Source organism: Streptomyces sp. AcH 505 (assembly GCF_000818175.1).
Taxonomy (GTDB): domain Bacteria; phylum Actinomycetota; class Actinomycetes; order Streptomycetales; family Streptomycetaceae; genus Streptomyces.
Map to the genome: position 1 here is coordinate 295,740 of NZ_JTIY01000001.1, position 19,332 is coordinate 315,071.

Sequence of the window (19,332 nt, forward strand, 5' to 3'; positions counted from 1 at the left end):
CGCGTCCGCGTCCCACCTCACGCATGATGGATGACATGCCCGAAGGAGACACCGTCTGGCAGACCGCGCGCCGTCTGCACACCGCCCTCGCCGGGCAGCTGCTCACCCGCTCCGACCTGCGCGTGCCCCGGTTCGCCACGGCCGACCTCACCGGCCGCGCGGTCCTCGACGTCACCCCGCGCGGAAAGCACCTGCTCACCCGGGTCGAGGGCGGTCTGACCCTGCACTCGCATCTGCGGATGGAGGGCGCCTGGAAGGTGTACGCACCGGGCGAGCGTTGGCGCGGTGGCGCGGGGCACCAGATCAGGGCGGTCCTCGGCACGGCCGAGCGCACGGCGGTCGGCTACCGCCTCCAGGTCCTGGAGCTGCTGCGTACCGCCGACGAGGAGCGGGTGGTGGGCCATCTCGGTCCCGATCTCCTCGGCCCGGACTGGGACCCGGACACCGCCCTGCGCAATCTGCTGTCCGATCCGGCGCGCCCCGTCGGCGAGGCCCTGCTGGACCAGCGCAATCTCGCGGGGGTCGGCAACATCTTCAAGTCCGAGACCTGTTTCCTCGCCCGGGTCACGCCCTGGCTCCCCGTCGGACAGGTCCCCTCGCCCGAGCGCCTGGTGACGGCGGCGAAGAAGCTCCTGGAGGCGAACAGGGAACGCCCCGGCGGCGACCGGCGGATCTACCTCTACGGCAGGGCCGGCCGCCCCTGCGCGCGCTGCGGCGCGACCATCCGCAAGGCCGACCAGGCCGACCGCCCGACGTACTGGTGCCCGAACTGCCAGACGGGCCCGACACCCTGACCGCGTCCCGCTCCGCGCCGAAGCCGCCATACCCGGCAGGGAATTGTTCCGGCTCCGCCCCGGTCGCACGATGCGTCACATGACTGACGACATCCGCATCGGCGTCCTGCTCGACACCACCGTCCGGGGCAGCGACGACGACCCCCGGGAGCTGATCGCGTTCGCCGTACGCGCCGAACGTCTCGGCTTCGACTCGGTATGGGTCAACGACACGCTCCTGTCGCCCCAGATCGAACCGCTGACGCTGCTGGCCGCGCTGGCACCGGCGACCGAGCGGGTCACCCTCGGTACCGCGGTCCTGATGCCGGTACTACGCAGGCCCCTGACGGCAGCGCGCGCCCTGGCATCGGTCGACCTGCTCTCCGGCGGACGGCTGATCGCGGGCCTGGGCGCGGGTTTCCCCGGCCGGTTCGGCCGGCCGCTGTACGACCTGTCCGAGGTGCCCTGGGAGCGACGGTTCGCCCGCCTGGACGAGACGGTCGCCCTGTGGCGCCACCTCTGGAGCGGCGAGCCGTCCGGCTCGTTCCACGGGGAATTCCTGCACTTCGACGCCCTGCCCGAGCCCACCAGGACCTACCGGCCCGGCGGCCCGCCACTCTGGCTGGGCGGCGCCTCACCCACGGCGCTCGCCCGCACGGGCCGCGACTACGACGGCTGGCTGCCCTACCCGCCGGAGCCGGCGGAGTACGAAAACGGTCTCGTCCAGATACGAAGCGCCTCGTCAGCCGCAGGACGCGCCCCGGGCGCGGTGACTCCCGCGCTGTACGTGACGGTACTCATCGCCGAGGACGCGGAGCGGGGCCGCGCGGAACTGGCCCCGTACATCAAGGGCACCTACGGGCTCTCGCTCGAAGAACTGTCGAAGATCCAACTGCTGCTCACCGGTACACCCGAGGACGTGACATCGGGACTCCGGGACTACCTAGCGGCGGGTGCGCGGCACATCGTCTGCCGCATAGGCACCACCGACCCCGGCAAGCGCATCGACCAACTGGGGCACATCGCCGAGCTGATCCCCGGCCTGACGCTCTCCCCCTGAGAACTACGAATGTTCGACGCCGCCGGGTATTCGGGCCGCCTTCTCGGCCGCCTCCGCCTGCATCGCGGCCCGCGAAGCCACATGCACCGGCAGCAGACTCAACCCCCACCCACCGACCACCACGGCCCCCTCGAAGGCCCCGGCCTGCCCGGGTATCAGCGCCAGCCGCAACGCGGCCCACCACCACAGGCCGCCAAGAGCGAGCGCGGGAAGCAGCACTATTCGCTTCGCCATGGCCACCTCCTAGGACCGACGCAGACCGCCGTCCCCCGCAGTCTCCCCCGCCGGACCCCACCCCGCATCCAGAGCCGATACGGCCACTACCGGCGACGTCACCCGAAAGGCTGACAGGCTCCAGCGAAACCCCCCGAATGATCCGGTTCTCGATAGATTGCGCAGCCCCCCACCAACACACCTATAACCCGATCGAGTTGAGGGGTTCCTCTCAAGTGAGCCATCAGTACCCTAATCAGCCGCAGCAGCCGGGCCATCAGATGCCGGCCGGGCCACCGCCGCCCAAGAAAAAGAAGGCGGGGAAGATCGCCGGGTTCGGCTGCCTCGGGGTCGTCGCACTCCTCGTGATCATTGGCATCGCCGCGAGCGGCGGAGACAACAACAAGGCATCCGGCCCCACACCCGCCGACAAGCCTGCTGCCACGAGCAACAAGGCCGGCAACGACGACAAACCCGCAGGGTCCGCCAAGGGCGAGAAGCCCGCCAAGAAGACGGCGGAAGAGTATCCGGACGGCGACTATGTCGTGGGCGAGGACATTCCCGCAGGCATGTACACCTCGGAGGGCGCCAAGAAGGGGCTCGTAGAGTTCTGCGGCATCACGACCAAGCCCGCCGACCCCGCCACCGTGCCGCAAGCCAAGGCGGCGAACGCCGACGAACGAATCATCATCACTCTTACGAAGAGCGATGGCGTCGTCTCGGTATCGGGCTGTGAGCCACTGAGGCCCCGCAAGTAAGCGGGCCGACAAGCGCCCCCTTGCGGGTCACCAAGGACCCGCTCAGGCGCTTTCCGCCTGGAACATCCACGCGTGCTTCTCGCGATCATGGCCCTACCTGGCATCTTGGCGGTTGTTGATCTTCGCATTACGCGAGAGTTACGTGATCTTGGAGACCGTCGCAAGCCGCTCCCGCGGCGCCGACTTCTCTACCTCCGGCGCCCAGGCGTCATCCAGGACATCCCTCGTCTGTTCCTCCGCCTCGTTGAACAGGTGCGCATAGATCCGAAGGGTCGTCAGGACGTCCTTGTGCCCGAGACGCTTCTGGACGACCTTCGGATTTTCCTTCCCCGCGATCAGCACCGAGGCGTAGTGGTGGCGGAGCTCATGCATGTGCCTGGGGCGAACCCCCGCCTTACGGCAGATGTTCTTGAGCGCCCAGTCAATCGTGCTCTCGCCGACCGGCTTGCCGCCCGGCATTGTGAAGATCAGCCCCTTCCAGGGCCCCTCCGTCGGTGGGGGGTGCTTCGCGATGCGCGCCGCCAGAACGTTGAGCGCCCTGTTGTTGAGAGGGATCACCCTCTTACCCGCACCGGTCTTGAGGTCGTCGAAATGCAGGCCCCTCCCCGCCTCGTACACCAACTGCTCTTCGACGCGGTAGTTCTTACGGAGGAAATCGATCTTGTCGACACGCATGCCGCGAAGCTCGCCTGATCGGAGTCCGGTGAGGGCGTCAACCTCGATCAGCTCTTCCCACAAGTCCGCGTACGCGTGGGACATGAGCAGTTGGACTTCCGCAACGTCCGGCGGATCGACGGTGGACTCGACGAGCGTCGGGGCCTTGATGCCGTCGAAGGGACTGGCATGGATCACCTTGTCGATCACGGCCAGTCTGAACACCGAGCGAACGTAGCGGGCGACGCGGTTCGGATACCCACCTGACAGCTCGTACTTGCTGGTCAGCAAGGCCTGCCATGCGCCGGCCTGCGAGGGCTTGATGGTCCGCATCTCGCGCCCGCCCCACTCGGGCATGAGGTACCGCCGCAGAGCCCCCTCGTACTCCTTCCAGCTCCGGTCGATGATCCCTTGGGCCGGCAGCCAGAAGTCGTAGGCGTATTTCCGGACCGTCACCTTCCCGGCCTCCGGGTCGAGATAGTCGCCGGCCAGCAGCGAGTGGCTCATCTTGGTGATGTGCTTCTCCGCGTCGACCTTCTTCGCGAACAGCTTCGTCTTCGGGGCGCCGTCCGGGGTCCACCAACGAGCTTGCCAGCGCTTGCCGACGCCGTAGTACCTGCTCTCGATTAACTTCCCGTCGGGCCCCTTCTTGTGCCAGAGGTCACGAACGTGCGCCATCAACTACCCCATTGCTCTAAGGAGTTCGCCACAGACTTCCGTCACTTGAACGCCGTGTCCTTCCCAGTGGCGAATTTGGGCGAGGAGCTGGCGGACGATCGCGTACCGCAGGTTCGGGTCGCTGATGTCGGACGGCGCGACGAGCAGCCAGTCCCCCGTTTGTGGGTCACGGACAACTGCTGCACGCACGGCCGCCGGGAGGAGCTCGTGCTGGAGGACGATCCAGCGAACAGACATGGCAGCGCCTTACTGCACCGACCCCCCACGAGTCCGGTGCGGCATGTGCAAGGAAGTGCAGTATTACGCCCATGTGGGTGTATGGGTAGGCTGAATCGATAAATGTGATGATTCAACGTTACGGGGACTTCAGGAGGTTCAGGAGGTTCGCGCAGTCACTCGCGTTTGCCCTGACGGTCCTTTTCTGCCGCTTTTGCGGTCTGCACCCGACCCGCCTCGGCGTCCTGCACAGCCCTCATCAGCTCTTCGAGATGCCGGCGAACCTCAGGCAGGTCCTCGTCGGAGACTTCGGCGACACGCGCGATAGCGATCTCGAGGGCGCCCGTGGTGGTGATGTCCTGGACCTCGTACGGTCCCGAGCCCTCGTAAGGCTCGTTGGCATCCTTTGCGCGCGCCTCGATGAGGCGGGCCATGGGGATACTGAGGCCGTTGCTGATCTTCAGGAGGGTGGCATCCCGCGGCCTCTCGGTCAGGCCGGCCAGGATCTTCCGGAACGACTCGAAGTGCATGCCGGACCGCTCGGCACCTTGGCGTGCACTGAGGTCACGCTGGCGGAGGTGGTCGACGAGCAGCTGGGACAGGTTGCCCACGCCGACTCCCTCCAGACCTAACTCGGATGTGGAGATCGTAGCGCCCCGCCATCGTCTGAACATTCTGAAGCTCCCCAAGACTCTTGCGAGCCCCGAACGCGACGAAGGCCCTGAAAGATTCGTAAATCACTGACCACTTCTAGTTGTCAGTGAAGCGTCGCAGTGCTTAGCTATAGGGAGCAAGAGGTCATCAGGCCATCTAGCGAGTGAAGGGGTCATCCATGCCTGACGTGACCACTGAAAGTGGTCGTGCGCCGGAGCCGCCCAGTACGGACCAGGCCACCTCGGATCTGACGACCGAGGAGTGGCTCACACCGAAGGACGTGTGCATGCGCACCAAGATCCCCGTGGGGACTCTGGGGCAGTGGCGGCACGCCGGTATCGGCCCGAAGTGGACGAAGTTCGAAGGCTCGATTGTGCGGTACCCGCTCTCCGGTTACCGAGAGTGGTTGGCCCGCCAGCAGCAGAGCGCCACCGCCTAGAAAGCAAGGAATCCGCATGCCTTCCGTGACCACTCAGAGTGGTCAGGCCCGACAGGACCTGATCGACCTGCTCAAGCAGACCCGTACGGCGGTGCTCGCTGAACAGGAGCACACCCGGCGGCTGCAGGAGGCGGTCGACACCGCGGCCCAGTCGGCGACTGACATCGGGAGCGGCGTGCGGATCAGCACGGCTGCATGGGAGCGGCTCCGCGACCTCGCGAGCCCTCAGACGTAGCAGGGCCGTCCCGGATGCACCCGGAACGGACCCCACCAAAGCAACCCACCAACCAGCACAGGGAACGGAGGCGGGCCTTGAAACCACAGGCTAGCCCCAAGATCGCGCCGCCGGGGAAGACCGAGGAGCCGGAGCTCCTGGTCCGCGCCCGTAACGGCGACCGCACAGCCTTCGCCCAGCTCTACACCGAACACCACGGCCCCATCTACCGCTACGTGGTCAGCCGCGTCAGGGACCCGTACACAGCCGAGGACCTTACGTCCGAGACGTTCCTCCGCGCCCTCCGCCGCATCGACCGCTTCGCATGGCGCGGTCAGGACATCGGCGCCTGGCTCGTCACCATCGCCCGGAACATCGTGTCCGACCACAACAGCCTGGCCCGGAACCGGTACGAGATGCCGACCGCTGACATGCGCGTCGTGGACCGGACGGTCGGCAGTGCCGAGGAGGTCGCGCTCGTCGAGCTGGTGCACGCCGACCTGGCGACCAGCCTCCGCAGTGCTCTGGAGCGGCTGACGCCGGGACAGCGCACGGTCCTGCGCCGGCGCTTCCTGGAGGAGCAGTCGATCCAGGAGGCCGCAGACTCGATGTCCCTCACCCCGGGGGCGGTCAAGACGATGACGTACCGGGCGATGCGTTCGGTCGAGCACTCCCTCGCTGACCTGCGAGGTGCCGCATGAGCAAGTCACCGACCTTCGCCGACCAGGGCCCGCAGTTCCGGGTCCTCGCCCAGATGGCTGAAGCGTTCCCGACCATGCCGCGCGTTCACCTGGGTTGCTACACCCACATCACTGACCACCTCGACTTCATGGTCAGGTCCGCCGCCGACTTCGAGAGGTGGCGGACGGCGCTCGGCATCCCGAGTGACGACGTCGTCCTGTCCGAGGCGAGGCCCGCTGACCCAAGCCGCTACTTGCGGTTCAGGAGTCAGTTCAACGGTCTGGGCCTTGAGTTCTCTGTCGCCCTGCCCGTTCCCGAGCTGGAAGGGGTCGAGGCGTGAACACGAACCTCCCCCAGACGATCAAGCTGATCGCGGAGATCACTGGGTGTACGCCGGAGGCTGCGAACGCCGCCGCGCACGCGCTCAACAAGCAGGGGCTGATCGCGGATCCGTTCCGTACGCAGGGCATCGTCCTGCGCAGGAACGCGGCCGCCGGCACCTGGTCGCGTCAGCCGCTCAGCGAGCTGGAGCAGCAGGCCATCGCGTGGGACGCGTCGTGCAAGCGCGCCCAGGCCCTCGCCGACCTGATCCAGTTCGAGGCCGGCGAAGGCCGCGGCCTGATGCGAGTCCAGGTCGACGGGGACCGACTGCTGGTCACCGTGCAGATCACGCACACGGAGCAGTGGGCGGCGTGGCGAAGGTACTTGGGGATCACCCGGGAACAGCCGAATCCGCTGCCGCTGCCGCACGCGTTCGCCGGGGACGGTCACCGGAACGGCGTTGCGGTCTCCCTGATCGCGTACGACGCGCCGCAGACCGAGGTCCGCGAAGTCGCGGCCGCCACGATGCCGTACCGCCACGACGGCGCCGTGTATGACCTGGCCCTGCCGCTGCGGGACCGCGAGGGCGACGTCTGGGACTACGCGCAAACGAGCGTGACGGGGATGCCGCTCCTGACTAGGCGCGGCGGGACCGGTGAGCGCTGCTCGCTGGCGAACCTGGTGTGGCAGCTGGGCCCGGTGGAGACCGTGCGTGAACCGCAGGCCGTGCCCGGCATCCGCGAGGCGACCGTCAGCGAGTTTGTCACGCACATGGCTGCGCAGGATCCCAAGCAGCTGGAGCGCGACCGCGTCGCAGCCCGTGCCGGCACCGACATCACCGCACACAGCGAGGTGTCGGCATGAGCAACGAGCTCTCACACGACACACAATCCGAGATCCGTGTCCGGGTCCTCTTCGACTCGTACGACCTCCTGGCGCCGTCGAAGAAGCAGACGCAGGTCGTCGTCGAGATTCCCAACGTCGTCCGCACGTCCTACCTGCTGCCCTCACGCTTCGCCGCGGTGATGCGCGAGGCCGAGTGGGGCGACGTGCTCGACAACGCCCACGACTACTACGCCACGGTCTTCGGCGACCCGGATGCATCTGCGCACGCCAAGGTGCGTGAGTGGTTGGGGGGCGACGAGCACCGTGACCAGCTGGCTGAGGCGTGGAAGCACGACTGGATCCGACGCCACCCGGTTGCCCGCAACCTTCAGGCCCAGGTCGATCGGCTTCGCGCCTTGACCGACAGCACTCCGGTCGGTCTTTCGCGCGAGCTGCATGTCGCAGTTGGCGACATGATCGGCGACGTCCAGCCGGCCGAGGACGGGCTGATCGTCTCGTTCGGCGAAGCCGTCCGCAACCGCCGCGAGCACGACCACCCCAAGTGGGAGGACCTGTTCTGCATGAACTTGTCCTCGTACATGGGTGAGCGGATGGCGCCTGTGCTGCGGCGTCTCCTCGATGGCGAGGCGAAAATCGGGGAGCTGGAGGCGCAGCGCGAGCGGCGCCGGGTCCGGCTGGTCGAGGCTGAGGCCGACCTCCAGGAGGTCCGCGGTCTGCTGTCCCCGAACGGTGAGGACCGTCGGATCCCCGCGCATGTCGAGATCCATGAGCAGGTGGCTCCGGCCGTCGAGTGGCTGCTGACACGGGTCGCCGACCTTGAGACAACTGCCGAGTCACAGCGACATGCCGGCTTCCTGGCAGCCATCGCGGTCATGCGGCAGGAAAAACTACCGATGTCCGTCGACTTGCTGGAAGCACAACTGGAGCTCGACGAACTCGACGCGGCTGAAGGGAAGGACACCCCCAAGGGCGAGTCCACCCGGCCGAACCTGGGCGAGTTCATCACCTGCCAACGCTGCTCGCAGGGCGAGTGGTCGGAGAAGGCCATCGAGCGCGGCTGGGTGCAGACGTCTATGGGTTGGCTGTGCCCGCAGAACGCTGCCAGTGCCGCCGCCGTTGACGAACTCCTGGTTGCCGCCGCCGAGCGCGCTGCCGCCGAGCTGCGCGCCCTCGGAACGCCGGAGACCGTCGACACCGAGCTGACCGGCAACGACGTCCGTCTCCACCTCCTCGTCGCCACACGCGCAGAGCTGACGACGTGGATGGAGCGACTCGGCTGCGACCAAGGCCTGGCGACCTATCACGGCCACGGGCTCGTCACCTCCCATGGCACCTGGAACGGCGTGGACATCGCAGTCCGCGCCGACGGCGTGCCCTCCCTCCCGAAGCCGGGTGAGGACCGTGGCTGACACCTTCGCCGGCCTTCGGGTCGACACCGCTGGCGTCTGCACCGGCGTCCAGATCAGCCGGGCCCGGTACCTCGACGAGCTGCCCGCCATGGTCGGCGGCCCCATCGAGTTCGCGCACTACGGCACCGCCGAGTCAGCGATCACTGTCATCGTCCACGAGACCGGTCTTACCGACGGCCTGCCCATCAACCGCCTGGTCACCGTGGCTGCGGCCATGCTCCGCGGGGGTCCCCTGCGGTACCCGCTGCACGGTCCCATCGTCGTGCTCGGCGCTGCCCAACGCACCCTGGATCTGACCGATCTGACGGAATCCCAGCGCACCTTCCTGCTCAACCTGCCCGCCGCCCTCGCGAAGGTCGGTGAGGCCTTGTGAACGCCTACGAGCGGATCTACGCGGCTCTGGTCCAGGGCGGCATGGCTCCTGTTGTCGCCGCGCTGGAGCTCGCCGAGCTGCGGCAGGAGACCGGCGCGGAGCTCAGCACCAGCCTCTGCGAGCACGCCGAGAGGGAGTACGGCGTCGTCGAGGACGAGCGGGTCAGGGGCTTCACCGGCAACGACCGCCGGCAGAAGACCAGGCTCGGCGCCTGGCGCCTGGCCGCCACCAAGATCACGAACCTCACCGCCATCCCCACCGGCCGCCACAACATCCCCGGCCAGCGCGACAACGGGAGCACCGCATGACGTTCACCTTCACCCCAGCAACCCGGGAAACGGCCAAGGCGCGTGTCGGATTCCAGGGCCCTGGCGGATCGGGCAAGACGAAGAGCGCCCTGCGCGTGGCCGAAAGGCTCGCCGACGGCGGCCTCATCGGGGTCATCGACACCGAGCGCAGGAGCGCCCTCAAGTACGCACCGGTCCCTGGCCGACCCGACCTCGGAGGTCATGTCTTCCAGCACATGCCGATGAGCGTGTGCAGCCCGGAGAACTTCCTCGCCGCGGTCGCGGCCGCTGTGAAAGCACAGATCGTCGTACTTGTCGTCGACAGCTGGTCGCACTACTGGGCTGGCAAGGGCGGCCTGCTCGCCCGTGTGGACCAGGAGTCCAAGAAGCCCGGTCACTATGGCGGTTCCTACACGGCCTGGGCGCCGGTCAACGACCTCGAACAGGACATGCTCGACGCGCTCCTCGAGTTCCCCGGTCACGTCATCGTGACGATGCGCACCAAGAACGACTACGAGATGGCGGGCAAGACCGTCACCAAGGTCGGTGTGAAGACGATCCAGCGAGAGGGCGCCGAGTACGAGTTCGACGTCATCGTCGACATGGTCAAGGGCACCGGCACCGTCACCAAGACCCGATACGACGCTCTCGATGACCTCTCAGTCCATCACCCGGGCCCGGTCTTCGCAGAGACGATCCTGGAGCAGCTTGGCCAGGGTGTTGACCCGGCGGCGCTCATCATCGACGGTATCGCCGACGCGGACCTGGATCTCGACGGCATCCTTCAGCTTCAGAGCGACGCGGCCCGCCGGCAGCTCATGCAGAACGGGCTGCTTCACCCGGGCACTGGCACACCGACGACGATCGCGGCTCTCCTCCAGGAGCGGCTGGGCGAGATCGTCTCCCGGCTCCTGTCCGACGACTTCCTGACGTACGAAGGTGCGCTGGACCTGTACAAGCGGGCCGAGTGGGGCCGGTGGCTGGCCGTTCCCTATGTCCCCGAGACCGGTCCGGATATGCCGGAGTCAGCTCCCACGACCCTCGGCGAGCTCATCAAGGCCCGGGGTGTCGCGCTCAAGCCCGCTGCCACGGCTCCCAAGCCCTCGACGCCCGAGCAGGCTGGCCCCGCTCCGTACTCGATGTCCGACGCCGCCGCCGCCGCTGGGGCCCTGGACGCCACCCCCCAGGAAGCGGGCTCGGGCCAGGATCCGACCCCGGCCGCTGGCGACCATGCGAGCGCGCCGCAGATGCGGAAGATCTTCGCCTCCTTCAAGGAGCTCGGGATCGCCGACGACCGCGAGCGGCGCCTCAAGGCGATCGGCCTGATCATCGGCCGCCAGATCGGCAGCCAGAACGAGCTCACCTTCGGCGAGGCGTCCTTGGTCGTCGAGGCCGTCCTCGAGTTCGAGGGCCAGGACGACGGCCCCGAGTGCTTCAAGGCGTTCCTCAACGACCTGTTGGCGAAGACCCAGGCACGAGAGCCCGCCACCGTCTGACCGTCCACCACCGCGGGGACCGGCCGCACGCCGGCTGGTCCCCCCACCACCCAGAGAGGAGGAGCACCCCAGTGGTGGACCCAACACCTGAGCAACGCGACGCGATCGCGACGTACGGCGACGGCATCGACTGCGTTATCCAGGCCGGCGCCGGATGCGGCAAGTCGTCGACGCTGAAAATGATCGCGGCGAGCGACCGGCGCCGACGGATGACGTACGTCGCCTACAACAAGTCGATCGCGTCCGACGCGAAGAAGTCCTTCCCGCGCAACGTCCGTGCCTCCACCGGCCACGGGCTCGCCTTCGCCCCCGAGTACTTGCCGCGGCTCCACCGGCCGAGGCAGACCGCACACCAAGCCGCGGAAGCGATCGATGTCCGGAAGATCCTCAGCATCATCGGGCAGACCCCGGCCATCCCGACCGACCTCGGTCAGCCGAAGGCGATGACCGGCAAGCTGATCATGCGCGTCGCGCTCGACACCATCGAGCGCTGGTGCCACAGCAGCGACCCCGAGATCCGCGCCTGGCACGTCCCGCAATACGACGGCCTCACCAGCGAGGAACCGCGCAACGCGCTCCTCGGCCTAGCCCTGCCCGTCGCCCTGGCCGCGTGGGCGGACCTGTCCGACGAGGACGGCGTCCTCAAGATGTCGCACGACCACTACCTGAAGCTCTGGGCGCTCGCGGGGCCGAAGCTCGCTACGGACGTCGTGCTCCTCGATGAGGCCCAGGACACCAACGACGTTCTCAGCGCTGTTCTCCTTGACCAGGTCAACGCACAGCGGATTGCAGTCGGAGACTCGGCACAGGCCATCTACGGCTGGCGTGGTGCGAAAGACGCGCTCGACCGGTTCGTCCGCGAGCTCGGCGCTCCTGAGCTCACGCTGTCCCAGTCGTTCAGATTCGGGCCGGCCATCGCCGACGTCGCCAACCTCTGGCTGGGCAAGATTGGCGCACCGCTCCGGCTGACCGGCTACGACCGCTGCGAGTCGACTGTCGGTGCCGTCTACGAGCCGGACGCGATCCTCTGCCGAACCAACTCAGGCGCGATGGGCATCGTCATGGAAGGTCTGGCCGCCGGCCGAGAGGTGGCGCTGGTCGGCGGCGGTGGAGACGTCAGGCGCATCGCGTGGGCGGCCGAAGCCCTCCAGGCCGGGCAGCCCACCGACCACCCCGAACTCCTCGGATTCCCAAGCTGGGAAGCCGTGCGCGAGTACGCGGCCGAAGAAGACGGCTCCCTCGAAGTGCTGGTCAAGCTGATCGACGAGCACGGCACGGACGCGATCCTGGCAGCTGCCGACGCGCTCGCGACGGAGGCCCGCGCCGACCTGGTGGTATCGACGGCTCACCGCGCGAAGGGTCGCGAGTGGAATCGCGTACGGATCCACAGCGACTTCCGACCGCCGACGCCCGACCCCAAGACCGGCAACGTCGTCCTCTCCCGCGAGGAGGGCCGCCTGGCGTACGTCGCGGTCACCCGCGCCCGGCAGTCCCTCGACTGCGAGGCGCTGGCGTGGGTGCACACCGTGACGGCGGTTGCCTCATGAACCTCCTCACACAGCTGGAGTGCTTCCTGTACGGCGGCGTCGTGGTCTGGGTCGGCACGGTCGTGGTCATCGTCGCCTGCTTCGCCGCTGCCGCTCGCTGTGACGAGCCGGCAGACGACGAGGACACCGACCGTCCGGCCCTGTTCACCGAGGAGCACCTGGCGACCTTCGAGCGGATGCGGGCGGCCATCGAAACAGCCGACCGGCAGACCGCCCCCGGCCTGGCCTCCGCTGACCTCATCGACTGCTTCTGGATCTGGCCCGAGGCCGGAGAGGACGGCACGTCGTGAGCGACACCACCAGCTGGCAACGACTCTCCGGATGCACCGGCCACGACCCCGAGATGTGGTTCCAGGAGCGCAAGAAGAGCGCCGTCGCGAAGGCCACCACCCGGATCGCGAAGGCGATCTGCGGGGCGTGCCTGGTCCGCGACGACTGTCTCGCAGAGGCGCAGCGCGTCGAGGGCGTGACGAGCCCGGACAGGCGCCACGGCATCCGGGGCGGCCTGACCGGCACCCAGCGGCACAGTCTCGTCCGCCCACGCCGCGAGAAGGCCAGCACCGAAGCGGCCCCCTGACCTGGTGCGCGGCCCCGGTGTCCCCGCGGCCGCGCACCACTCCCCCACCCACCCCGACAACCGGAGGACCGCATGGCCTGCCAGCACTGGATCGGCGTCGAACGCCGGTACTGCCTGTCGTCCGCCGCCGTCCGTCCGTACCTGATCGGGCTCCGGTGTCCGCTCCACACGCCATCGGCCCTGCTGGGCCGTCCCGAGCCGCCGACCGGTCCGGGATGGCCGGCGGCCGCCTGGTCCACACCGTCGCCTCAGTCAGCGTCGGCCGTATTCGACAACCGCGCGATCGCGTCCGGCAAGCGCCGCGCCCCAACGCGCACCTACCGAGCGGCCCAGGCCGCCGTCGCCAACCACCGCTGACGCAGATGGAGATGGAGATGGAGATGGAGATCTACATGAGGTACCTGAAGACAGCAATCCAAAGCCTCACCGCCGGAGCCCTGTCAGCTCTGGTCGTCAATGCCGCATGGCTGCTCGTGACCGGCGGACTGCCGTCGCTCCAGACCGCACTCATAACTGGCCAGATGGTCACCACCCTCTGGGCCCTCGTGCAAGCCGCCCGATTCCAGAAGAAGTGGCAGGGCGTCCTGGCCAGCTATGCGAGGCCGGCCTTCGGCGAAGGCATCGACACGCCGCACCGTCCCCCGGCCGAACCCGAAGACGCCTGAACACCTCAGCCACCCAACCCACCGGAGAACGGAACACATGACCACCACCATCAGGGTCCATCCGAAGTTGACCCACGCGGAGTTCCTGGCCGACGCACGCGACAGGTTCGGGGACAACCCGGCCGACTGGGCCTTCAAGTGCCCCAACTGCGGGGACGTCGCCACGGGGCGCGACTTCCGCAAGGCCCTCTCTGCGCATCCCCGCGAGCGCAAGGGCCAGGCTGTCGTCGCATCGGATGTCATGGGCCAGGAGTGCATCGGCCGGACCTTGGGCGTGGACAGCGAGCGCGGCTGCAACTGGGCGGCGTACGGGCTGCTTCCGGGTCCCTGCGAGGTGGTGATGCCCGACGGCCAGTCCTCCTGGACCTTCGAGCTTGCTCCCGCGCCGGTCTCGGAGACTGCTTCGGAGGCCGCGCCTGAGGATGCTACCGAGGCTGCCGCCCCTGCTGGCGACACCGAGGCGGTCAGCCCGTGCCCGTGAACCTGCCGCCCGCACCGCCGCGGATCGCTCGGCTCCCGCTGAACCCAGCTGGGTACCCGATCCCCTGGTTCGTCGCCGTGGTCGACGGCGTACCCGACTTCCGTGTCGCGGACACCGACCGATACGAGGAGGCGCTTCAGTTCGGTCTGTGCTGGATGTGCGGCCGCCCCCTCGGCAGCTTCCGGGCGTTCGTCCTCGGCCCGATGTGCGCGGTCAACCGGGTCGCACCGGAGCCGCCGTCGCACCGCGACTGCGCCACCTACGCTGCGTGCGCCTGCCCGTTCCTCACCCGCCCGGACATGACGCGGCGCACCAGCGGGCTTCCCGAGGACCTGGTCCAGCCGGGCGGCGTCATGATCCGCCGCAACCCGGGCGTGACTCTGGTCTGGGTCACTCGCCGCCCGCAGTTCCGGTACGGCGAGGGGCTCTTCGACATCGGCCAGCCGATCGAGCACCAGTGGTACGCGGAGGGCCGCCGGGCGACCCGTGCGGAGGTCTGGGCGTCCATCGAATCCGGCCTGACGCTCCTCCGGGAATCGGCGGCCGACGACGAAGATCCGGCCGCGTCGCTCCTCGACATCGAGCGGCACCTGGCGGCCGCCATGCCGCTCCTGCCGGCGGAACCCGCGGGAGGGCCTGCATGAGGGGCTGGTCAGTCCTGCGGAGCGGGTGGCTCGGCTCGCAGGCGCTCGATGCCCAAGGCCTCGAGGGCGCGCTCGTAGAAGTCGACGGACACGACGACGGCGACTTCCCGCTTGCGGTTGATCAGCACGGTGGGCTCCCCGGCGAGGCGGGCGCGTGCGATCACCTCGCCGAAGACATTGCGCGCTTGGGCGATCTGCATCGGGTGCTCGGTCATGGGGGGGCCACTGCTCATGGGCACACGATATCGGCTGCACATCTTGCACGTCATGACTAAGTTAGCCGTCTTAGCTATTAGAGTGATGCGCGTGACAACCCGCGACGGTCCACTCCGCATGGCTTGAGCTGCCAGAACGCACGAACCGAGAGAAGACTGATGGCCTGGGTCCGCTTGTCCGACGACTTCTACGACCACCCGAAGTTCGAGCGGGTTGGTGCGCTAGGGGTCGCTTTGTGGGCTGAGGGGCTGGCCTGGTCCAACCGCAACCTCACGGACGGGCGCATCCCCCGGAACGTCGCCCGCCGGCTGATCGACTTCGAAGAGGTCATCGAGACCGTCCTCGGCTCCTTCGGCGACGCGGCCAGTAACGCCGTTACTCACGACGTCACTAATTCCGGTGCTGATCCTGAGAATTACGCGGTCGCTGCCTCAACCCTCAGGCAGAACACGATTGTCGGACTGATCACCGCCGAACTGTGGGTCGCCACCCCCGGCGGCTACCTCATCCACCACTACCTCGAATACCAGAAATCAGCAGACCAGATCCACGCCGAACGAGACAAGAACGCTGCACGTCAGAGGGCCTTTAAGGACCGCAAGAAGCAGGCGGCGTCCCCCGGCAACGGATCAAGTAACGGACCCAGTAACGGCGTTACCGACCCACCAAGTAACCCCCCAGGTAACGCCGTTACTGACGACGACACTCACAGCCCGGTAACGGACGCTCCCAACCCCAACCCCAATACCTCCTTCTCTAAAGAGAAGGAGGGAGATAGTCCGGGATCCGAGATCCCCGACGAGCCCTCCGACCGGGACGACGTCGAGGAGGTCTGCCTCGCACTCGCCGACGCCATCCAGGCCAACGGCAGCAAACGCCCCAAGATCACCACCACGTGGCGCCGCGAGGCTCGCCTGCTCATCGACAAAGACCGCCGTACGCAGGAGCAGGTGCTCGCCGCCATCGCCTGGTCGCAGGCCGACACGTTCTGGCGCGGCAACGTCCTCTCGATGCCGAAGCTGCGCGAGAAGTACGACCAGCTGCGCCTCGCCGCCCTGCGCGAGCAGGAACAACGCGCGGCCAGCACGACGCCCGGCCAACCCAGCGAGGACCTCTTCGACCGGGCCCTGGCCCGCGCGCAGGAAAAGGAGCAGGAGCAGTGACGCCCACGGAAGCAGTAATGATCGCGAAATACGTCGCGAGCCTCTGCCCCCAGCAGCGGTTCAACGAGCACACCCCGGACGTCTGGGGCGACGTCCTCAGCCCGTACGACGTGAACGAGGCCCGTACCGCCGTCGTCACCGTGGCTGCCCGCCAGCCCTTCATCAGCCCCGCCGAGATCATCACGGAGATCAAGGCACGGCGCGAGGAACGCATCGCGCTCGCTCACGCCGTGTACGACGGGAACCCCGACGAAACGGGCGTCGAGTCCGCCCAGGCAGTACGCGCACTGTTCCGTGCGGCTGCTGATGGCCGTATTGAGCAGCGCTCGATCACCGCCGGACTCGGCAAGGGGCCCGACGCGCCGCCCGCGCTTCCCTCCGGCCGCGTCAAGGCCATCCTGAGCGCCGCCGCCAAGGAACCGCCCAGGACGCGCGAGGGCGTGGTCAACGTCCGCGGCACCAGCTGCCAGCGCTGCGGAGCGCGGCCCGGCGCGAGTTGCACCAGCGGCGATCGCCGCATGGCCGACGCCCACCCCATCCGCCTCGAAGACGCCAAGCGCGCCGCAGCCGGCCTCCCCCCAGTCGACCCGGCGGTCGAGGAGCGCGAGATCGCACGCCGCATCGCCGCCTCCGCCGCCCGCGCCGCCGCCGACACCACCCACACACCCGACTGCAAGGACGCCACCTGATGACCATCACCGCCACCGAGCAGCCCACCCTGGCCCCGACCACCGACATCGCCCCGATCGAGCAAGCCATCATCGACGGCATCGTCGCCAACGAGCAGCCCGAGACGTTCCTCTGGATCCTGTTCCGCCGCCCCGACGGCGGCACGACACTCCGCTACGCCTGGACCGCCGGCGGCCGCCCCCTCGGCGACCAAATCGACACCCTCGCCCTCGCCGTCCCCCTCGACGGCGCCGACTGGACCGCGATCACCGGACGACACCGCCAGGACTCCGCCCGCGGCCGCATCGAAATCCAGGCCCACCCGTTGCGCCCGATCCTGGCCGACATCAGCGCCGGCGACCGAGCCAGCGACGAATTCCGCACACGCGTCCTCCGCCTGGTCCAACTCGCCGCCGACCGCAACGGCCAGCGCCCCATGCACCCCGCCGCCCGCTGGCTCGGCGTCGGCCCCACCCTCCTCACCAGCACCCCCGCATGACGCGCACCCGCGTTCTGCGCTACCGGCAGATGACCGTCCGCTGCACCTGGTGCCGAGCCGCCGCCGGCGAACTCTGCACCAACCAGCGCGGCGACAAACAACGCCGCGACGGCGTCCACGAAGCCCGAATCCACACCTGGGTCATCAGCAAATCCACGTGCCCCACCTGCACAGCCACCCCCGGGAAGCCCTGCATCGGCGCCGACCGACTCCCCGCCAAAGCCCCGCACACCGCCCGCACCACCCTCGCCCACGACACCCAGGACCCGCCATGAGACAAGCCGTCTGCGCCGACTGCCGACAGCCGATCCTCTGGACCCGTACCGAAGCCGGCAAAGCGCTCGCCGTCGACCCCGTACCCCACCCCGAGGGCAACGCCGCGGTCCGCCGCGACGGCACCGGCGCCTGGCTCTCCCGCCGCCCCAACGACGAACTCCCCCTCTGCGGCTACGAACGCCTCCACAAACCCCACATCGCCACCTGCCCCAGCCGCCAGACCGTCATCCCGCTCCCCGCCGGAGTCACCCGACTCTCCGACCACCGCAAAACCCGAAGGAACCGAGGCACCCGATGACCACCCGCACCTTCACCCGCGACCAGCTCACCGCGCTCGGCCTGCCCTACAACACCGTGGACGAGGCCTACGCACAGGAACAGCCCGAGGCCACGCCGACCGTCGCCATCGAACTGGACCGCACACAACTCGGCAGCACCCGCTGGGCCTCCCAGCACCAGCTCATCTTCCGCGCCCCCGACGACGGCCAGACCTGGTCCGTCCAGTACCAACGCGGTCTCACCGAGACACAGGCCGACACCGACCCTTGGAACGACGAGAAGCAGATCACCGCGACGCTCATGGGACAGCGCGAGACCACCGTCACCGCCTGGCAGCCCGTCGAGGCTGAGACCGCCCCGTGCCCCGGAGCCCCCGGCCAGGCGAAGGCCCTGCACGACATGTGGGGATGCCAGACGTGCAAACCCATCGAGCACGTGAAGCCCGCCGCAATCGACCCCACCGAAGAACTCCGCCGGGCCGACGACGACACCAAGGTCACCCCGGAGTTCGTTTCAGCGATGCTCCGCTCGACCGACACCGGCCCTGACGCGCCGTACCCGGCGGCGATCAGCGTCTTCTGCGACACCTGCGGCACCACCGTCACGAACGACTTCGTCGTCAGCGACCGCATCACCAAGCCCGAGCGCCTCGAGCTCGCCCGCAACCACCTCCGCAACACCGCCCGCTGGTCCTGCACCCCCGCCGGCGACTTCTGCCCCACATGCAAGCCCACCCCCGCCGCCGAACTCCGCCAAGCCGCCGACGACCTCGAAGCCCTCGTAACCGCCGCCCATGGCACGAGCTGGGCCGTCGCCCGCACACGGGACGACCACCCCGAAGGCGACGGGGCCGAGTACGCGGTCGGAATCCACCCCGTCGATCAAGACGGCACGAGCGACGACGACCTGGAAGTGATCTTCCAAGACGACGACATCTCCGAAGAGGACGCCAATTACATCGCCGCCGTGGGCCCGAACCTCGGAGGTCTCATCGTCCAGCTCCTCCGCGACGCAGCCGAGAACGTCGACGCCACCAATGGCCGCGTCGAGACCAGCACCACAGAGCTCGCGCAGGACATCGCCCGCCTCATCAACAACAGGCCCCGATAAGAACCCCCGTTCGAACCGAACCCCCACCCCACACACCCGCCCGACCAGGACCGCACGAACCGGAGGATCAGATGAAGGACCTCACAATCCGCCCCGTGGAGGACGTGGGCCCGGCGGCTCAGGCCACGCGTCGT

29 protein-coding genes are annotated in these 19,332 nt (G+C 68.4%); 24 read left to right on the top strand and 5 right to left on the bottom strand.

Annotated elements, in window-relative coordinates:
- Positions 1 to 35 precede the first annotated feature (35 nt).
- Entirely contained in the window at positions 36 to 794 is a 759-nt protein-coding gene (locus tag HY68_RS01205) for a DNA-formamidopyrimidine glycosylase family protein (RefSeq protein ID WP_041983530.1), read from the top strand.
- 79 nt (positions 795 to 873) lie between these two features.
- Positions 874 to 1,833 carry an LLM class flavin-dependent oxidoreductase gene (locus HY68_RS01210; RefSeq protein ID WP_198533183.1) on the top strand — a complete coding sequence of 320 codons (960 nt, stop codon included), beginning with the start codon at positions 874 to 876 and terminating at the stop codon, positions 1,831 to 1,833.
- Between the two features lie 3 nt (positions 1,834 to 1,836).
- Here the strand turns inward: HY68_RS01210 and HY68_RS01215 are convergent, their stop codons facing one another.
- Complete coding sequence (locus tag HY68_RS01215) at positions 1,837 to 2,067, bottom strand: hypothetical protein (RefSeq protein ID WP_041983532.1); 231 nt, start codon at positions 2,065 to 2,067, stop codon at positions 1,837 to 1,839.
- A gap of 215 nt (positions 2,068 to 2,282) precedes the next feature.
- On the opposite strand from HY68_RS01215, the gene HY68_RS39445 reads away from it, so the two are divergent.
- Complete coding sequence (locus tag HY68_RS39445; RefSeq protein ID WP_157874252.1) at positions 2,283 to 2,804, top strand: hypothetical protein; 522 nt, start codon at positions 2,283 to 2,285, stop codon at positions 2,802 to 2,804.
- Between the two features lie 138 nt (positions 2,805 to 2,942).
- On the opposite strand, the gene HY68_RS01225 is transcribed toward HY68_RS39445, so the two are convergent.
- The 3 genes from HY68_RS01225 to HY68_RS01235 all read right to left on the bottom strand — a co-directional run bounded on the left by HY68_RS01225 (position 2,943) and on the right by HY68_RS01235 (position 4,963).
- A complete protein-coding gene (locus HY68_RS01225; protein WP_157874253.1) occupies positions 2,943 to 4,136 on the bottom strand; it encodes a site-specific integrase in 1,194 nt (397 codons plus the stop codon).
- 3 nt (positions 4,137 to 4,139) lie between these two features.
- Positions 4,140 to 4,373, bottom strand: coding sequence for a hypothetical protein (locus HY68_RS01230; RefSeq protein WP_041983534.1), 234 nt, complete (start codon positions 4,371 to 4,373; stop codon positions 4,140 to 4,142).
- A 155-nt stretch (positions 4,374 to 4,528) separates the two neighbouring features.
- Entirely contained in the window at positions 4,529 to 4,963 is a 435-nt protein-coding gene (locus tag HY68_RS01235; protein ID WP_157874254.1) for a hypothetical protein, read from the bottom strand.
- A 221-nt stretch (positions 4,964 to 5,184) separates the two neighbouring features.
- Here HY68_RS01235 and HY68_RS01240 point away from each other — a divergent pair, with 221 nt between their 5' ends.
- The 15 genes from HY68_RS01240 to HY68_RS41765 all read left to right on the top strand — a co-directional run bounded on the left by HY68_RS01240 (position 5,185) and on the right by HY68_RS41765 (position 14,986).
- On the top strand, positions 5,185 to 5,445 hold the full coding sequence (locus tag HY68_RS01240; protein ID WP_041983536.1) for a helix-turn-helix domain-containing protein: 261 nt from the start codon (positions 5,185 to 5,187) through the stop codon (positions 5,443 to 5,445).
- 16 nt (positions 5,446 to 5,461) lie between these two features.
- On the top strand, positions 5,462 to 5,680 hold the full coding sequence (locus tag HY68_RS01245; protein WP_041983537.1) for a hypothetical protein: 219 nt from the start codon (positions 5,462 to 5,464) through the stop codon (positions 5,678 to 5,680).
- A gap of 77 nt (positions 5,681 to 5,757) precedes the next feature.
- Positions 5,758 to 6,360 carry a sigma-70 family RNA polymerase sigma factor gene (locus HY68_RS01250; RefSeq protein ID WP_041983538.1) on the top strand — a complete coding sequence of 201 codons (603 nt, stop codon included), beginning with the start codon at positions 5,758 to 5,760 and terminating at the stop codon, positions 6,358 to 6,360.
- Positions 6,357 to 6,680 (top strand): hypothetical protein, encoded by a 324-nt coding sequence (locus HY68_RS01255; RefSeq protein WP_041983539.1) that lies wholly within the window; start codon positions 6,357 to 6,359, stop codon positions 6,678 to 6,680. The genes HY68_RS01250 and HY68_RS01255 overlap by 4 nt, the downstream gene beginning before the upstream one ends.
- Positions 6,677 to 7,525 carry a BN159_2729 family protein gene (locus HY68_RS01260; RefSeq protein ID WP_052456980.1) on the top strand — a complete coding sequence of 283 codons (849 nt, stop codon included), beginning with the start codon at positions 6,677 to 6,679 and terminating at the stop codon, positions 7,523 to 7,525. The genes HY68_RS01255 and HY68_RS01260 overlap by 4 nt, the downstream gene beginning before the upstream one ends.
- A gap of 158 nt (positions 7,526 to 7,683) precedes the next feature.
- Positions 7,684 to 8,916, top strand: coding sequence for a hypothetical protein (locus HY68_RS42515; protein ID WP_198533184.1), 1,233 nt, complete (start codon positions 7,684 to 7,686; stop codon positions 8,914 to 8,916).
- Positions 8,909 to 9,289, top strand: coding sequence for a DUF3846 domain-containing protein (locus HY68_RS01270; protein WP_041983540.1), 381 nt, complete (start codon positions 8,909 to 8,911; stop codon positions 9,287 to 9,289). The genes HY68_RS42515 and HY68_RS01270 overlap by 8 nt, the downstream gene beginning before the upstream one ends.
- Positions 9,286 to 9,597, top strand: coding sequence for a hypothetical protein (locus tag HY68_RS01275; RefSeq protein ID WP_041983541.1), 312 nt, complete (start codon positions 9,286 to 9,288; stop codon positions 9,595 to 9,597). The genes HY68_RS01270 and HY68_RS01275 overlap by 4 nt, the downstream gene beginning before the upstream one ends.
- Positions 9,594 to 11,072 carry an AAA family ATPase gene (locus HY68_RS39455; RefSeq protein ID WP_052456982.1) on the top strand — a complete coding sequence of 493 codons (1,479 nt, stop codon included), beginning with the start codon at positions 9,594 to 9,596 and terminating at the stop codon, positions 11,070 to 11,072. Before HY68_RS01275 ends, HY68_RS39455 begins: the two co-directional genes overlap by 4 nt.
- A 74-nt stretch (positions 11,073 to 11,146) precedes the next feature.
- The gene (locus tag HY68_RS01285) at positions 11,147 to 12,619 is read left to right on the top strand and encodes a UvrD-helicase domain-containing protein (protein ID WP_041994951.1); all 1,473 of its coding nucleotides are present in this window, start codon (positions 11,147 to 11,149) and stop codon (positions 12,617 to 12,619) included.
- The gene (locus HY68_RS01290) at positions 12,616 to 12,909 is read left to right on the top strand and encodes a hypothetical protein (protein ID WP_041983542.1); all 294 of its coding nucleotides are present in this window, start codon (positions 12,616 to 12,618) and stop codon (positions 12,907 to 12,909) included. Before HY68_RS01285 ends, HY68_RS01290 begins: the two co-directional genes overlap by 4 nt.
- Complete coding sequence (locus HY68_RS01295) at positions 12,906 to 13,196, top strand: WhiB family transcriptional regulator (RefSeq protein WP_052456984.1); 291 nt, start codon at positions 12,906 to 12,908, stop codon at positions 13,194 to 13,196. The genes HY68_RS01290 and HY68_RS01295 overlap by 4 nt, the downstream gene beginning before the upstream one ends.
- Before the next feature lie 374 nt (positions 13,197 to 13,570).
- Positions 13,571 to 13,861, top strand: a complete 291-nt coding sequence (locus HY68_RS01305) for a hypothetical protein (RefSeq protein WP_157874255.1) — start codon at positions 13,571 to 13,573, stop codon at positions 13,859 to 13,861.
- Between the two features lie 37 nt (positions 13,862 to 13,898).
- Positions 13,899 to 14,342 carry a VVA0879 family protein gene (locus tag HY68_RS01310; RefSeq protein ID WP_041983548.1) on the top strand — a complete coding sequence of 148 codons (444 nt, stop codon included), beginning with the start codon at positions 13,899 to 13,901 and terminating at the stop codon, positions 14,340 to 14,342.
- Positions 14,333 to 14,986 (top strand): hypothetical protein, encoded by a 654-nt coding sequence (locus HY68_RS41765; RefSeq protein ID WP_041983550.1) that lies wholly within the window; start codon positions 14,333 to 14,335, stop codon positions 14,984 to 14,986. Before HY68_RS01310 ends, HY68_RS41765 begins: the two co-directional genes overlap by 10 nt.
- A gap of 8 nt (positions 14,987 to 14,994) precedes the next feature.
- Here the strand turns inward: HY68_RS41765 and HY68_RS40290 are convergent, their stop codons facing one another.
- Positions 14,995 to 15,219: a type II toxin-antitoxin system prevent-host-death family antitoxin gene (locus HY68_RS40290; protein WP_157874256.1), complete on the bottom strand. Its 225-nt coding sequence runs from the start codon at positions 15,217 to 15,219 to the stop codon at positions 14,995 to 14,997.
- A 156-nt stretch (positions 15,220 to 15,375) separates the two neighbouring features.
- Between HY68_RS40290 and HY68_RS39460 the strand changes: the two genes are divergently transcribed.
- The 6 genes from HY68_RS39460 to HY68_RS01350 are packed head-to-tail and all read left to right on the top strand — an operon-like array spanning position 15,376 to position 19,198.
- Positions 15,376 to 16,365 (top strand): hypothetical protein, encoded by a 990-nt coding sequence (locus tag HY68_RS39460; RefSeq protein ID WP_157874257.1) that lies wholly within the window; start codon positions 15,376 to 15,378, stop codon positions 16,363 to 16,365.
- Positions 16,362 to 17,054: a hypothetical protein gene (locus tag HY68_RS01330; protein WP_157874258.1), complete on the top strand. Its 693-nt coding sequence runs from the start codon at positions 16,362 to 16,364 to the stop codon at positions 17,052 to 17,054. Before HY68_RS39460 ends, HY68_RS01330 begins: the two co-directional genes overlap by 4 nt.
- Positions 17,054 to 17,533: a hypothetical protein gene (locus HY68_RS01335; protein WP_041983556.1), complete on the top strand. Its 480-nt coding sequence runs from the start codon at positions 17,054 to 17,056 to the stop codon at positions 17,531 to 17,533. Before HY68_RS01330 ends, HY68_RS01335 begins: the two co-directional genes overlap by 1 nt.
- Positions 17,530 to 17,808: a hypothetical protein gene (locus tag HY68_RS01340; RefSeq protein ID WP_157874259.1), complete on the top strand. Its 279-nt coding sequence runs from the start codon at positions 17,530 to 17,532 to the stop codon at positions 17,806 to 17,808. Before HY68_RS01335 ends, HY68_RS01340 begins: the two co-directional genes overlap by 4 nt.
- The gene (locus HY68_RS01345; RefSeq protein ID WP_041983561.1) at positions 17,805 to 18,107 is read left to right on the top strand and encodes a hypothetical protein; all 303 of its coding nucleotides are present in this window, start codon (positions 17,805 to 17,807) and stop codon (positions 18,105 to 18,107) included. The genes HY68_RS01340 and HY68_RS01345 overlap by 4 nt, the downstream gene beginning before the upstream one ends.
- On the top strand, positions 18,104 to 19,198 hold the full coding sequence (locus HY68_RS01350) for a hypothetical protein (protein WP_041983562.1): 1,095 nt from the start codon (positions 18,104 to 18,106) through the stop codon (positions 19,196 to 19,198). The genes HY68_RS01345 and HY68_RS01350 overlap by 4 nt, the downstream gene beginning before the upstream one ends.
- Positions 19,199 to 19,332 lie beyond the last annotated feature (134 nt).

Excerpts from the sequence above, each read along its gene's own strand:
- HY68_RS01205 (WP_041983530.1), top strand. The coding sequence starts at position 36 with ATGCCCGAAGGAGACACCGTCTGGCAGACCGCGCGCCGTCTGCACACC.
- HY68_RS01210 (WP_198533183.1), top strand. The coding sequence starts at position 874 with ATGACTGACGACATCCGCATCGGCGTCCTGCTCGACACCACCGTCCGG.
- HY68_RS01215 (WP_041983532.1), bottom strand. The coding sequence starts at position 2,067 with ATGGCGAAGCGAATAGTGCTGCTTCCCGCGCTCGCTCTTGGCGGCCTG.
- HY68_RS01225 (WP_157874253.1), bottom strand. The coding sequence starts at position 4,136 with ATGGCGCACGTTCGTGACCTCTGGCACAAGAAGGGGCCCGACGGGAAG.
- HY68_RS01230 (WP_041983534.1), bottom strand. The coding sequence starts at position 4,373 with ATGTCTGTTCGCTGGATCGTCCTCCAGCACGAGCTCCTCCCGGCGGCC.
- HY68_RS01240 (WP_041983536.1), top strand. The coding sequence starts at position 5,185 with ATGCCTGACGTGACCACTGAAAGTGGTCGTGCGCCGGAGCCGCCCAGT.
- HY68_RS01245 (WP_041983537.1), top strand. The coding sequence starts at position 5,462 with ATGCCTTCCGTGACCACTCAGAGTGGTCAGGCCCGACAGGACCTGATC.
- HY68_RS01255 (WP_041983539.1), top strand. The coding sequence starts at position 6,357 with ATGAGCAAGTCACCGACCTTCGCCGACCAGGGCCCGCAGTTCCGGGTC.
- HY68_RS39455 (WP_052456982.1), top strand. The coding sequence starts at position 9,594 with ATGACGTTCACCTTCACCCCAGCAACCCGGGAAACGGCCAAGGCGCGT.
- HY68_RS01290 (WP_041983542.1), top strand. The coding sequence starts at position 12,616 with ATGAACCTCCTCACACAGCTGGAGTGCTTCCTGTACGGCGGCGTCGTG.
- HY68_RS01305 (WP_157874255.1), top strand. The coding sequence starts at position 13,571 with ATGGAGATGGAGATCTACATGAGGTACCTGAAGACAGCAATCCAAAGC.
- HY68_RS01310 (WP_041983548.1), top strand. The coding sequence starts at position 13,899 with ATGACCACCACCATCAGGGTCCATCCGAAGTTGACCCACGCGGAGTTC.
- HY68_RS40290 (WP_157874256.1), bottom strand. The coding sequence starts at position 15,219 with ATGAGCAGTGGCCCCCCCATGACCGAGCACCCGATGCAGATCGCCCAA.
- HY68_RS01335 (WP_041983556.1), top strand. The coding sequence starts at position 17,054 with ATGACCATCACCGCCACCGAGCAGCCCACCCTGGCCCCGACCACCGAC.
- HY68_RS01340 (WP_157874259.1), top strand. The coding sequence starts at position 17,530 with ATGACGCGCACCCGCGTTCTGCGCTACCGGCAGATGACCGTCCGCTGC.
- HY68_RS01345 (WP_041983561.1), top strand. The coding sequence starts at position 17,805 with ATGAGACAAGCCGTCTGCGCCGACTGCCGACAGCCGATCCTCTGGACC.
- HY68_RS01350 (WP_041983562.1), top strand. The coding sequence starts at position 18,104 with ATGACCACCCGCACCTTCACCCGCGACCAGCTCACCGCGCTCGGCCTG.